General features: G+C 41.7%; 11 protein-coding genes. 3 read left to right on the top strand and 8 right to left on the bottom strand.

Annotation, left to right across the window (positions count from 1 at the left end; genetic code table 11):
• Positions 1 to 237: 237 nt before the first annotated feature.
• From EP1_RS10195 to EP1_RS10165, 7 genes are all read right to left on the bottom strand, one after another.
• Positions 238 to 2,919 carry an ABC transporter permease gene (locus EP1_RS10195; protein ID WP_067627081.1) on the bottom strand — a complete coding sequence of 894 codons (2,682 nt, stop codon included), beginning with the start codon at positions 2,917 to 2,919 and terminating at the stop codon, positions 238 to 240.
• 113 nt (positions 2,920 to 3,032) lie between these two features.
• Positions 3,033 to 4,139: a ligand-gated ion channel gene (locus EP1_RS10190; protein ID WP_067627079.1), complete on the bottom strand. Its 1,107-nt coding sequence runs from the start codon at positions 4,137 to 4,139 to the stop codon at positions 3,033 to 3,035.
• A 150-nt stretch (positions 4,140 to 4,289) separates the two neighbouring features.
• Positions 4,290 to 5,633: a PFL family protein gene (locus EP1_RS10185; RefSeq protein WP_067627077.1), complete on the bottom strand. Its 1,344-nt coding sequence runs from the start codon at positions 5,631 to 5,633 to the stop codon at positions 4,290 to 4,292.
• Positions 5,634 to 5,645: 12 nt separating this feature from the next.
• Positions 5,646 to 5,915, bottom strand: coding sequence for an ACT domain-containing protein (locus EP1_RS10180; protein ID WP_067627075.1), 270 nt, complete (start codon positions 5,913 to 5,915; stop codon positions 5,646 to 5,648).
• A gap of 249 nt (positions 5,916 to 6,164) precedes the next feature.
• Entirely contained in the window at positions 6,165 to 7,103 is a 939-nt protein-coding gene (locus EP1_RS10175; protein WP_067627073.1) for an NADP-dependent oxidoreductase, read from the bottom strand.
• Between the two features lie 175 nt (positions 7,104 to 7,278).
• Positions 7,279 to 7,959, bottom strand: a complete 681-nt coding sequence (locus tag EP1_RS10170) for a fructose-6-phosphate aldolase (protein WP_067627070.1) — start codon at positions 7,957 to 7,959, stop codon at positions 7,279 to 7,281.
• Positions 7,960 to 8,119: 160 nt separating this feature from the next.
• A complete protein-coding gene (locus tag EP1_RS10165; RefSeq protein WP_067627068.1) occupies positions 8,120 to 9,076 on the bottom strand; it encodes a sugar-binding transcriptional regulator in 957 nt (318 codons plus the stop codon).
• A 128-nt stretch (positions 9,077 to 9,204) separates the two neighbouring features.
• Here EP1_RS10165 and EP1_RS10160 point away from each other — a divergent pair, with 128 nt between their 5' ends.
• The 3 genes from EP1_RS10160 (at position 9,205) to EP1_RS10150 (ending at position 11,626) form a co-directional block, all read left to right on the top strand.
• Positions 9,205 to 9,681, top strand: coding sequence for a YbaK/EbsC family protein (locus EP1_RS10160; RefSeq protein ID WP_067627066.1), 477 nt, complete (start codon positions 9,205 to 9,207; stop codon positions 9,679 to 9,681).
• A 144-nt stretch (positions 9,682 to 9,825) separates the two neighbouring features.
• On the top strand, positions 9,826 to 10,509 hold the full coding sequence (locus tag EP1_RS10155) for a metal-dependent hydrolase (RefSeq protein WP_067627064.1): 684 nt from the start codon (positions 9,826 to 9,828) through the stop codon (positions 10,507 to 10,509).
• Between the two features lie 91 nt (positions 10,510 to 10,600).
• On the top strand, positions 10,601 to 11,626 hold the full coding sequence (locus tag EP1_RS10150; RefSeq protein WP_067627061.1) for a threonine aldolase family protein: 1,026 nt from the start codon (positions 10,601 to 10,603) through the stop codon (positions 11,624 to 11,626).
• A gap of 50 nt (positions 11,627 to 11,676) precedes the next feature.
• On the opposite strand, the gene EP1_RS10145 is transcribed toward EP1_RS10150, so the two are convergent.
• Entirely contained in the window at positions 11,677 to 13,233 is a 1,557-nt protein-coding gene (locus EP1_RS10145) for a PucR family transcriptional regulator (RefSeq protein ID WP_067627059.1), read from the bottom strand.
• Between the last annotated feature and the right edge of the window lie 159 nt (positions 13,234 to 13,392).

Below are 13,392 nucleotides of genomic sequence, written 5' to 3'. Positions count from 1 at the left end.
ACGTGTTACCACCCAAGTTCCCAAAAAGTTCCCACTCTTTGGCTCGTTCGATACTTAACGGCTATCAACCGGACTGTTTTCAGTCACTCAAAGGGAGTAATTTTGTTCTGCTCAGCTAGAAGCTTCCAACCATGGCTTCTTTCTCTGGTAGTGAGTCATCCAAACAAATCATGTCCTTCTCATTGTTTTTGCTTATTGACTAAAGCATAGACTTGCAATATTTTTTTGTCAATCGCTTTATTCATTTGATTTCAAGGCGTCGATCATATTAATCCGTTGAAGACGGAAATGGGTCGCTCCCATCACGATCACGGAGAAGAGGATTGTCAGTCCACCGGCTAGCAGATAAGCCCTTGAACGAATCACTAAGGGAAAAGTGATTGTCTCCATCGAAGCTTGATTCAAAATAAATTTTGTTAAAACGATCCCTAAACCGTAACCCCCTAAAATACCTAAGATGGTAAAGACAAAGTTTTCGCGGAAAATATAGGCAGTCACTTCACGATCATAAAAACCCAAGACTTTAATCGTCGATAGTTCTCGCAGTCGTTCAGAAACATTGATATTCGTCAGATTATATAGCACGATGAAGGCCAATAATCCCGATAAAACAACGAAGATCCAGACAATCCCATCCAGATTGTTCATCGAGTGCTCTTGTGTTTCGATTTGTGTTGACATAAAAGAAGTATTCGTGACTTGACCTGAGTCCAAAAGCATCTGTGATAAGTCTTTTTCTTCTGCTTTAGTCAACTGCTGACTTTTCAATAGATAGCTATTGACCACGAAATCTGTATCACGGACTTGTTGATAATAATCTTTTGATACATATAAGAAATTCCCTAAATAATTGTCGGCGACTCCCGTGATCTTAACATTAAAGGGCTGCTGATTTTCATCATAGACGGTTAATTTATCTCCCTTAGCTAAACCAAATAGTTCAGCCATTTTTTGCGTAATCACAGCACCCTCACTAGGTAAGTTAAAGGTCTTGCCTTGATTTTTCAAATGTACATAGTCATTAAAGGCCGGCCGCTTATCTGGTACCATCATTGTTAATTTTTGATTGGCTTGGCCTTTTTCCTTGATTTCAACCGTTTGATTCGACATCGCCAATTCACTGGTCAACTTTTGTTGCTCAGAAAAAATATTTTTTACCGCGACAAGATCCGGTTCGTCTTTTAAGGTAACGATCGCATCGTAATCAATAATCGGTCCAAACTGCTTTTCTCCCACGGAGCTCAGTGAATCTTGCAGGCCAACACCCGCCACCATCAAAGCCGCACAGCCAGCAATACCAATCACCGCCATAATCATGCGCGACTTATAACGAAACAAATTGCGATAGCTGACTTTTGAATTAAAACTCATCCGCGACCAAATTGGTCGAATCCGTTCTAAAAAGATACGTTTTCCCGGTTTCGGTGCTTTAGGCTGTAAGAGTTCTGCCGGTTTTTCATGCAATTCTCGTAATAAAACTAGTAAGGCCGCACCTAGACTGGCAAAGAGAAAGGCCACTGTCGCTTGGACAATCGGACGAGCCCAGTAGAAAACTTCCACCCCAGGTAAATTATAACGATCACTCGATAAATTAAAGACTAGCCGCGGTAAACTCTGGGTGCCCAATACGCTTCCTAAAACGATCCCCATTGTCGCCGCCGAGAGTGCATAAATCACATACTTCGTTGAGATTTCATAACGTGAATAGCCTAAAGCCTTTAGCGTCCCAATTTCCCGCCGATTTTCTTCTACCATGCGAGTCATCGTAGTAAAGGTGATCAGGGCCGCAATGAAAAAGAAAAAGACCGGAAAGACATTGGCAATGGCCGCGATTCGTTCTGAAAGATCGCCATATTCCTGAAAGCCAGGATTATCCCCTCGTTGCTCATAGGTATAGCTAGGGGCTTTTAACTCACTAAGCTTTTTTTCACTCTCACTGATCTTCTCTTGAGCCGTCAACAATTTCTCGCGATTCTGCTCAAGTTCAGCCTGTTGCTGGGCTAACTCTGCTTGCGCCGTTTTTAGCTGCGGCGTTTCAGCAGGTAGGGATTTGGTTTGCTGGGAAAGTTGGGCCTGAGCCTGTTCCAACTTTTGCTGACCCTCCGCAAGCTGTGCTAAATTATTCGCAACTTCGGCCTTTTTAGGCGCTAATTCTTTCATAGCTGCTGTTTGAATCTCAGCTGCGCGTTCGTCCGGCCGCTTGGCAAAGAGTTGTTCAACTTGCTCAATATTTTTTTCCATGGTTCGTTGATAATCCGAACCGTACGTTTCTTTTCCCCGAACATTTGCAAATTGAACATAGATGACTGATTTTATTTGATTGGAAAAATTACTTTCTGGTAAATAGGCAAAAAAATCAACACTCCCGTTGCCGACATTTGAAAGTCCGCGCTCCTCCGTACTAATATAAAGCGGTGATTGGACGAACCCGACAATTTTAAAATTTTTACGTTTCACTTGATCCGACTGATTGATCTGATAAGTCTGATTGAGGCGGTAACCGGCTGCTTTGGCCTTCTCATCTAAGACGATCTCATTTGATCGTTTCGGTAACCGGCCGGATTTTACGATCAAACGATTTTGCTGATTTTTTTTAGCATACGAATACAGCTTAACAACTTGATTTTTTTTACTGTCCGCATAAAAAAGTTGCTGGCCACTTTCGACCTTCGCGTGCGGGATTTTTTCCGCTAATTTTTGATCTGCTTCAGTTAATCCACCAGTCGAGACGATTTGCAGATTCGACAATTTTTGCCGATCCACATACTGACTAGCCGAATGGTTTAAAACCGGGCCGGTCGCTTTGATCCCTACGTAGAGTAAAGTCCCTAATAAAATAATCAAAACGATCGCGATGAAACGTCCCTTTGAATAACTTATTTCGCGTAAACTAGCTTTTAAATACGTTTTATTTTTCATTTATCTACTCCTGTTTTTTCGTCCATTTCATTCTAACATAAAACGTTTTTATGCCTGCTATAAAAAAGAACGAAGGCTGGGACAAAAAAACTTGTCTCAGCCTCCGTTCTTACTTAAAAGCGGTAAGCACTCAGCGGCAGCAAAATATTGCCTAAAGCCGTAAAGAAAAGTAGCATCCAAAAAATATGTTTCCCGAAAAATGAAGCAAAACAATCGTCCTTATAATAAGTTCGCTGTCGATTGATGGTGATAATAGCAAATGAAGCAAAGAGAATAACCAAAATACCAAAAATATTGACAAATTCTAGCAAGCCAATGTGCAGTGCATCGGGAATCAGATTCGCTCCAACAATGATATTACTAACGGTCCCAAACAATGCTCCCGGGATCATACTTAGTGGATCCACGTTGTGATAAGTACAAATGAACAGAACGATCAAGACCCAACTCAAAGTTCCTACTAAAGCAATAAAACATTTAACATACAAGCCAATATTTTCACGGTTTAAGTCCATCGCAGTCATAAATTCAGTTACCGCGTAAGACCCTTTGTTTTCTGTCTCAGGATTAGATTTATTATTCGCGTATTTCTTTACAAAAATATTGGTATCAAAACGTTTCAAATCAAACCCTGCAACATTAATATTTTCATTAATAGTCGAGTTCTTTCGATCCGCTTCAAAAACGATATTGCGAATATCATCTTTTGGTTCTAGATAAAAGCGTAGTTGGTGAGAACCCATCGGAAAACGCGTCGTCCAAAATGTTTTCGCGATAGTGGCTCTGACGCGGGCCAATTGATAGTTCGTCTCCCCCTGTTCCACATCCTTTAATATCTCCTGGGAAACGATTTGACCATTATAAATCTCATAATTATCGATCATATCTAATTGTGGGTTGCCATCCCAGCGATACCAGACTTGAAACGTCACTGTATAATTCGATGAACGCATATCAATTTGATTGATATTTTCCACGTAGACACCGGTTTTCACTTTTATTGCATCTTTTGCTTGAAGCTCCTCTTCGGCAGTCAACGTCGGACTCTCATTTAAATAGCGTTCCCAATAGACATCTTCCATTTGAGCATCATGATGAAGAAACCAACTTGTATAGCCCACATAGACCGCAAAGAAAATAAAAATGACAGACAACCAAATCCACAATTTATTTTTCTGCTTCTTTTCTAATTTGTCATAGACAGCTTTCCACTTTTCCACCTGTGAAACCTCCTTTTTTTCTTTTATTTAATTATAACAATAAAATTAACTTTTTATGTTAAAATTCTCATTATACGTTTCAATTATTTTAAAAAATGACAAAAAAAGGGGGCATGACAAAAAGCTTGCCTTACCCTCTTCTTTGAATAATTAATTTTTAAAGGAATGGATTGGTGCAGGAATCCGTCCGCCACGAGCCACAAAATCTGCTGAACCAGCCGAATTGATTTTCATCACTGGTGCTCGACCTAGCAATCCACCAAATTCAACCATTTCACCAATTTTCTTCCCTTTAGCCGGAATGATCCGAACAGCGGTGGTTTTATGATTGATCACGCCAATCGCTGCTTCATCTGCGATCATCGCTGCAATACTACTAGCTGGCGTATCCCCTGGAATTGCGATCATATCTAAACCAACGGAACAAATCGCCGTCATGGCTTCTAATTTTTCAATCGTCAATGAACCATTATTGACCGCATCAATCATGCCGGCATCTTCTGAAACTGGAATGAAGGCACCAGACAATCCACCAACATGGTTACAGGCCATCACGCCGCCTTTTTTGACCGCATCATTCAATAGAGCCAAAGCAGCGGTCGTTCCATGAGTTCCAACAACTTCTAGACCCATTTCCTCCAATACATGAGCAACTGAATCGCCAACTGCTGGTGTAGGTGCCAAGGATAAATCGACGATCCCAAAAGGTACACCTAAACGTTCGGAAGCAATTTTTCCAACCATTTGCCCCATCCGCGTGATTTTAAAGGCGGTCTGTTTGACGGTCTCAGCAACGACATCAAAAGATTCACCCTTCACTTTTTCTAACGCCCGTTTCACTACCCCAGGTCCGCTGACACCGACATTAATGACGCAATCGGCTTCACCAACACCGTGGAAAGCTCCCGCCATAAAGGGGTTATCCTCAACCGCATTGGCGAAAACGACTAGTTTGGCACAACCTAAGTCAGACGCTGCAGCGGTTTCTTTCACAATCTTACCCATATGCGCTACGGCATCCATATTGATTCCCGCTCGCGTTGAACCAATATTGACCGAAGCACAGACAAAGTCAGTCTCCGCTAAAGCTTGTGGAATCGAATCCATCAAGATTTTATCCCCATGTTGATAGCCTTTTTCGACTAAGGCTGAGAAACCACCTAAGAAATTAACCCCCACCGCTTTTGCCGCTTTATCTAATGTTTTAGCAAATTTCACGTAATCTGTGTCTGATGTTGCCGCGGCGACAATCCCGATCGGAGTAACCGAAATTCGTTTATTAATAATCGGAATCCCATACTCCGCTTCAATTGCTTCCCCGACTTTAACCAAGTCTTTTGCTTTATTCGTAATTTTTTGATAGATTTTTTCACAGGCGTGATCGCTGTCACTATCAATACAATCCAGTAATGATATCCCCATGGTAATCGTCCGAATATCTAGGTTTTCCTCTTCGATCATTCGAATTGTTTCCATTATTTGATTGATTTCCACAAAGAGCCCTCCTTATAATTTATGCATCGTGTCAAAAATTTCTTGATTTTGAATACTGACTTTAACCCCTAAAGTTTTGCCTAATTCATGAAGCGCTTCTCGTGCTCCTTCAAAATCTTGAGTAGCATTGGTTAAGTCCACTAACATCATCATTGTGAAGTAATCCCCCATGATTGTTTGAGAGACATCTAGAATATTAATTTTTTGTTCCGCCAACTTTTGACTAACACCGGCCACAATACCGACCTTGTCTTTTCCAATAACCGTTACTACGCCACGCATTTGCATAACTCCCTTCAGATAATTGTTTCTCATTATAACACAGTCATGGCAAAACGATTAGAATAAATTTAATATAATTAAATCTTTTTGACTGAATGTTCGGATTTGATCATTTTTGAATCCTGATCGGTTAAATAAAGCCTTGGTGAGTAGCTTAATCGAGAATCAATCCTTGCTTACTAAAGGGACCTTTTATTTTTCTTATAAATAAAACAGCCTGCACCAGATTTTTAAGGTACAGGCTGTTCACTATTCATTGATTAAAACAATTTTTCCTTTTGCATGGTGAGTGGCACTTAGTTCATGGGCCGCTTTGACTCCGTCAGCTGTAAGTGGGTATGTCTGTCCTACGATACTTTTGACTTTTCCAGCCGCCATCAACTCGGCAATGGCTTGTAATTGCAGGCCATCCGGTTGTAACCAGATGCTTTCGGCTTTAGCAATGCGCTGAGCCAATTCTTCCGCTGGCTGACTGACGATTGAGATTAAGCGACCAGCTTCATTTAATACTTTAAAACTATCCTTTTGAACAGCGCCACCTAGCGTATCAAAGACTAAATCAATATCTTCTAATACTTCTGAGAAATCTGTCGTGTGATAATCGATCACTTGATCGGCACCGAGTTCTTTTAGCAATTCATGATTTTTTTTGCTTGCAGTTTTAATGACTGTCGCCCCAGCATTTTTTGCCAATTGGATCGCGTAAATTCCGACACCACCAGCACCAGCGTGGATTAAGACCTTTTCGCCAGCTTTCAATTCACCATGAGTAAATAATGCCTGATAGGCCGTCAATCCGGCTAACGGAACCGCCGCGACCTCGTCAAAAGAGACCCCATCAGGTTTACTCGCCAATAGATGATCATCGACCACCGTATAATCTGCATAAGTACCAAAGCGCGTCGTTTCCGGACGAGCAAAGACCGCTTGACCGACTTGCCAATCTTTTACTTCTGAACCAATTTCAACGATTTCGCCGGCAACATCCCAGCCTAAAATAATCGGGAAATCCCATGGTAACATTTGAGCTAAATACCCTTCTCGTAACTTCCAATCAATCGGATTGACAGATGTTGCTTTTACTTTTACTAACACTTGATGTTCATCTAATTCAGGCAAGGTGACTTTACTTTCTTTTAATTGGTCGGCATGACCATATTCTTCTATTACAATTGCCCGTGTTTCCATTCTTGCATCCCTCCGTATCGCTTCATTATAGAAGTACCAGCAAAAATTCGGAAACGATTTGCTTAATGAACACAAGCGCGAAGTTGTTCCATTCTTTTTCTCTTTAGATCATATGACGGCTTGGCCCCAGTAGATAAAAAAAACTGTAGGCTGGTCAGCCTACAGTTAAAAAGTATTATAAATCTGCAATCGTTGTCCCTTCACCGAAGCTTGCTTCCCAATCTGCCGTGAAATCGGTCACTGCTTGACCAATCGATGGCATCGCTAAAGCTTGTTGGATGATATCAACACCCATCGTTGCCGCTTGAGCGCCGTTTTCTAATGCTCCATTGACTTGACTGACATTTTTGAAGCTAGCCGCTAAGATTTTTGTATCACTTTTAGTCCGTGCGATTTCCTCAGCCATTTCAAAAATTGCTTCCCGTGGATCAATATTCAAATTCTCCATCCGGTTGAAATACGGTGCAATGTAATCTGCTCCCGCTGCGATTGCCAGATACGCTTGAAACTTCGTATAAATAGCGGTCGCCGTCACGTTGATTCCCCGACGCTTCAATTCCTTGATTACTTTTAAGCCAGGTTCATTGACTGGGATCTTAATAAAAACTCTTTGATCAATATTGGCTAAGATTTTTTCTGCGTCTTTGAGCATGCCCTCATAGTCAGTCGCCACGACTTGAACATGTAAGGAAGCATGTTCACCAATGATGCTGCGAATTTCCTTCATGTGTTGGAAGAAATCAATCTTGCCTTCTTTTTTTACGATTGACGGATTTGAGGTCACACCAGCAATCGGTAAAATATCTGTAAACTTTTTAATATCAGCAATATTCGCTGTATCGAGCATAAATTCCATTTTGAAAAACCCCTTTGTCTATTTCTGTATCTCAAGCATAGCATCTTCAAAATAATATTTCCTTATTCTTACGAGACAAATGACAAAAAAGCACTAAAATCAAGCTTCCTTCTATTTCTTTAATTGGAATTCGCACAAATGTGCATTTTTTTTTAAAAAGTTACTTTCGTTGACTCAAACGTAAAACCTCTTGCGCGGTCTCTTGGTCTGTGATCAACGTTTTGAGATAGCCTTTTTTTAACAACGGCAGGATAGAACGGGCTTTCGAAGTGCCCCGCGCGATCCCGATTGCTTGAGGAACCTTGGCTAATTCAGTTAGCTGCAGGCCAATCGTCCGTTGATCCAACGAGCCTTTTAGTAATTTACCAGAGTCATCATAAAAACGACAACAACAGTCGCCGATGGCTTCCCGCAAACGCAGCTCTTCGTAATCCTTCGGTGACAAAAGATCGCGCCATTGACTCTTACGATAGCTTAGGGGACCACCCACCCCAACAATCACGAGATCTAAACGTTGCCAATACTCTCGCAACTCATGAAAATATTTTGAATTGAAAATCCCTGCTGCCAGCTCCTGCGACTCTTGGATCACGGTAGCATTGACAAACAGACTATTGCCATTTAATTTGCGAGCCAGTTCGTAAACAAGGGTATTGACATGATAACGGGAATTGATATGGCTGGGACCACCAACTACTGGTACAACAGAAACATCCGTTAGTTGTTTCGGGTCAATTTGATTGACTGCATTCCCGACACTGGCCCCCCAAGAAACACCCACGACCATCCCATCAACGAACTGCCGCCGTAAAAAAGCGCCTGCCGCCGCTGACAATTGCTCTTCTTTCGCTGCTTCGCTGGCGTTCGCGTCATTCGGAACGATTTCAACGGCCGTTAAATCAAAAGTCCGCTTGATTTGCTCTTCCAATTCAAACAAAGCGCCATCAAAGTGATTGAGCTTGATTTCTACGATGCCTTCTTTTTTTGCCTGACTCAACATCCGACTGACTGTCGTCCGATAAAGTGCTAATTCTTTGGCAATTTGGGCTTGAGTCAACTCCTGCTCGTAATACATATATGCGACCCTAGCCAGTAATTTCTTCTTGTCCTCTTTCATCTAAGCGTCCTCCCATCAGTACTTCTCTCTTCTCTATTCTAACAAATTTAATTTACCCCGTTTAACAAAGCGTGTATCATTGAACGTAATAAACCAAGTAATTAAGACTAATAATTAGGAGGGCTCTTATGTCTTTTGAAGCTGTAAAAACGTATTTTAATCAATATGGAATTACTGATCGTATCCAAGAATTCCCTGTCTCTAGTGCCACCGTCCAACTGGCGGCCCAAGCCTTGAATTGTGCGCCCGAACGGATCGCAAAAACTTTGTCATTTAAGCAAAAAAAGTCGGATCAAACACTTTTGATCGTAACCGCCGGCGATGCAAAAATCGACAATGCAAAATACAAAGCACACTTTAATGAACGCGCTACGATGTTGAAAGCTGACGAAGTCGAAGCAACCATTGGTCATCCCGTTGGCGGTGTTTGCCCCTTTGCTGTCAAAAAAGAAATCCCCGTCTATCTCGATCAATCGTTAAAACGCTTCACCACCGTTTTTCCTGCTTGCGGAAGCGCCAATACCGCGATTGAATTAACGATTCCGGAATTAGAACAATATACCCACTTTCAACAATGGATCGATGTCTGTAAAAGCTGGGAATAATTGCGGTCTGGCGGCTTTTATTCGTTCCTGATGCTTTAGCTCTTCTCTTAGCATTTAGTTTAATTGATTTTAGCTGAAAGCAAAAGCTTCCTTAGTATTTCACGACTCCGGTATAATAAAACTAAACGAAAGGGAGAATGCAAGATGAAAATCACTTATCATAGTCATTCCGTTTTATCAATCGTGATGGCAAACGGACAGAAATTATTGTTTGATCCTTTTATCACTGGAAACGCTCTGACTGATTTAAAGGCTGAGGAAGTAACCGCCGATTGGATCTTAGTCACCCATGGACACAGTGATCATATCGGCGACTTGATTCCGATTGCTAAACGCAATGATGCGACGGTTATCAGTATCGTTGAAATTTGTAGCTTTGCCGAGCAAAATGGTGTACAAAAGACGCATGGCATGAATATTGGTGGCAAATTTGATTTTCCTTTTGGCCGCGTAAAAATGGTCCCTGCCCAACATAGCTCCGGCTATGAAGTAGATGGGCAGATGATCTACATGGGTGAGCCTGCCGGTTTTATTTTGCAAGCTGAAGGCAAGACGCTTTATCATGCTGGCGATACCGCCGAATTCGGGGACATGGCACTTTTAGGCGAAACTTTTGAGATTGATCTGGCTTTCTTGCCGATCGGCGATAATTTCACGATGGGGCCACAGGATGCCGCCAGTGCTGCTAAACGTCTGAAAGCCAAGCAAGTAGTCCCGATCCACTACAATACCTTCCCAGTCATCGAGCAAGATCCTGACGCGTTCGTTCAGCTGCTGCCGGAAAAGGTCGGCAAGGTCATGGCGGTCGGTGAGACAATTGAAATTTAACCCATTTGAGTAGCTTTTATTGAAAAGCTGCTCTTTTCTATAGCTTTCTCCGTTATAATAAAGATTATTAGGCAATTGAAGGGAGAATCCGATGTTAAATTTTGAAAGTGATTATTTAGAAGGGGCGCATGAGAAAATCTTACAGCGCATGTTGGCAACCAACGAAGAAAAATTGAGCGGCTACGGTCGTGATAAATATTCGGCTTCCGCCGTGGAAAAAATTCGCCAAGCTTGTCTTTGTCCAGAGGCCGACGTCCAGTTTATCGCTGGCGGAACGATGACCAATGCACTGGTCATCGCTTCTTTACTGAAAAAAATCGAAGGCGTGATTGCACCAGAAACTGGTCATATTACCACCCATGAAACAGGTGCTATCGAATTTTCTGGTCATAAGGTTTTGAGTCTGCCGCAAACCAACGGCAAGATTTCCGCACAACAAATCCGTGACTACCTCGAACAATTCTGGGCCGATGGTAATCGCGAATTCATGGTTTTTCCTGGAATGGTCTATTTGTCACATCCGACCGAATACGGCACGCTCTACTCTAAGTCTGAATTAAAAAATATTTCAGAAGTTTGCCGCGAGTATGCGATTCCTCTCTTTTTAGATGGGGCCCGCTTAGGCTACGGCTTAGCTAGTCCTGAATCCGATCTGACACTACCCTTAATTGCTGAATACTGTGATGTCTTTTACATCGGCGGAACTAAAGTCGGGGCCTTACTTGGCGAAGCAATTGTCTTTACGAAAAACAATCAGCCGGAATATTTTATCGCTCATATGAAACAGCAAGGAGCCCTGCTGGCTAAAGGCCGTTTACTAGGACTGCAATTTGATACGTTGTTTACCGATCAGTTGTATTTTGAGATCAGTCAGCAGGCGATCGCGATGGCCCAGCGCTTAAAAGAAGGACTGCTAGCAAAAAACTATCGTTTCTATCTCGACTCCCCAACCAATCAACAATTCGTCATCTTAGCCAACGACCAAATGGAGGAGCTGAAAAAATCCGTTGCCTTTAGCTTTTGGGAAAAATATGACGACCAGCACACCGTCGTCCGTTTTGCGACTAGTTGGGCGACTAAGCAGACCGAGATTGATGAGCTGTTGGCCTTGTTATAACGAATAGCCTGCCATAGAAAAAAGCTCAGAGAAAATTCTCCGAGCTTTTTCTATAAGCCAATCAAGCGATACGTCAGACATGCCACATAACATTCATAGCTTTCAGAAAAACGCATGACATTATAACCCAACGCCTCGCTGATTTTTTTGATTCGATATTTCACGGTATTTTTGTGGATAAATAATTGTTCGCTGCAAACTTGAAAGTCGGCTCCAGCATCCAGCAAAAAACTGCATAAAGTCAGAAGTTGTTCCTTATTGTCCATGATTGGGGCTAAGACATTCAAGGTTTCTTCGACTTCCGCTTCACCCGCTTGAACGATCTTACTTGCATGGGCGACTTGCCGAATTTCACTGATGGAGAAGGTCTTTTTCCCATGGAATAATTTAGGTAATTGCCAAGCTAACTGGTTGACTAATTGATAGGTATTGCGTACATCTGTCGTATTACGCAACCGTGGGCAAGCTACGAGACTATCGATCATTTCCTGCTCAGGACTCGTTTGTAAAAAAGCTTCAGCTAAATCTAATTCCGAATCGGTACCGTAATAATCCCCCAACAGTACGATCAACTGATCGTCCATTAATTGAACGACACAAGTTTGATAAAAATTGGCCACATAGGCTAAAATATCATTTTTCAACTTTTTTTCTGCTCTTAAATCATTCAATTGTAGCAGCCACATTAATTCGATGCCTTTGACATCAATCTTCAGCTGATTGGCTAAACGATACATCTTTTCACTTTCGTCATTTAAAATGGCTTGGATCAAGGCCTGCTCACTGACTTCACCAGGTTTCTTCCCCCATAAATTCAGTGCCACTTGCAGTAATTCGACCGATTGCAGACACTCGACTTCTGTCAGCAACTCCAATTCCTTCAATAAATAAAAATGTAATACGCCATTTTCCTTATGATAGAGTTCTTTATAAAAAATCGCAAAGTCCTTTTTTTGAATTTGCTGGCCGTCTTCAACGACCACACGCCTCAATAAGTGGGCTAAATCGGTGGAAGAATTCCGCGGCCATTTGACTTGATTGATAACCTCATTCTCTGCGTTCGTTAAGAGTACATTACTGCGTAAAAGATCAGACAGCAGCTTTAACGTCACTTCCACTGTCCGCAACTGCTCGGGTAACAAAGAAGCCTTCTCCAAGATTTCATTGACGATATTTTTGGTTGTCCGCTCTTTTAGAATATACGCCATTACTTCTACGATCACTTCACTATAGCGCAAACTTTGATTTTTAGGCATTTGAATAATCGCAAAATCTAATTCTTCTGCCGTTTTGATCACTTCTGGCGATAGTTTAGGAACAATGGTTCCGACGTAATACAAGATGATGCCCATTTCTCCCATTTTATGTAATTGACAAATCGTCTCACATTGTTTCGCAACGTCATCTTTGATATTGAAAAAAGAAGTTAGGACCAATTCACCGGAGTGATAGTCATTTTTTTCAAGCAAAACGGCAAAATCATCCGGATTTGAGATATCCAAGAAGGTCAAGGAAGTCACAGTTTGATTCAAGCAATTTTGTCCACTCATTAATTGAGCTTCCCGCAAAGAAGGCAACGTCAATACTTCTTTTAATTTAGCACCCAAGTTCTTTCCTCCTATTTCTCTCCATCACTCTTAACCACAAAACGGCCAGATCGCTGACGGCTATTCTAGTACCAACGATTACATTAATTTTTTCACATCAAAATATTGTATTTTTTTAACTTTATCAGATTCAGAAATCCCTGTCTATGGATTTTTATC

This window comes from Enterococcus pseudoavium NBRC 100491, assembly GCF_001544295.1.
GTDB classification, from domain to species: domain Bacteria; phylum Bacillota; class Bacilli; order Lactobacillales; family Enterococcaceae; genus Enterococcus_A; species Enterococcus_A pseudoavium.
Note: the sequence above shows the minus strand (reverse complement) of the source record. Positions and strands in the feature narration are given on the sequence as shown.

What these genes read in the sequence shown, in the direction of transcription:
- EP1_RS10195 (WP_067627081.1), bottom strand. Translation starts at nt 2,919, where the DNA reads ATGAAAAATAAAACGTATTTAAAAGCTAGTTTACGCGAAATAAGTTAT.
- EP1_RS10180 (WP_067627075.1), bottom strand. Translation starts at nt 5,915, where the DNA reads ATGCGTGGCGTAGTAACGGTTATTGGAAAAGACAAGGTCGGTATTGTG.
- EP1_RS10175 (WP_067627073.1), bottom strand. Translation starts at nt 7,103, where the DNA reads ATGGAAACACGGGCAATTGTAATAGAAGAATATGGTCATGCCGACCAA.
- EP1_RS10170 (WP_067627070.1), bottom strand. Translation starts at nt 7,959, where the DNA reads ATGGAATTTATGCTCGATACAGCGAATATTGCTGATATTAAAAAGTTT.
- EP1_RS10165 (WP_067627068.1), bottom strand. Translation starts at nt 9,076, where the DNA reads ATGAAAGAGGACAAGAAGAAATTACTGGCTAGGGTCGCATATATGTAT.
- EP1_RS10160 (WP_067627066.1), top strand. Translation starts at nt 9,205, where the DNA reads ATGTCTTTTGAAGCTGTAAAAACGTATTTTAATCAATATGGAATTACT.
- EP1_RS10155 (WP_067627064.1), top strand. Translation starts at nt 9,826, where the DNA reads ATGAAAATCACTTATCATAGTCATTCCGTTTTATCAATCGTGATGGCA.
- EP1_RS10150 (WP_067627061.1), top strand. Translation starts at nt 10,601, where the DNA reads ATGTTAAATTTTGAAAGTGATTATTTAGAAGGGGCGCATGAGAAAATC.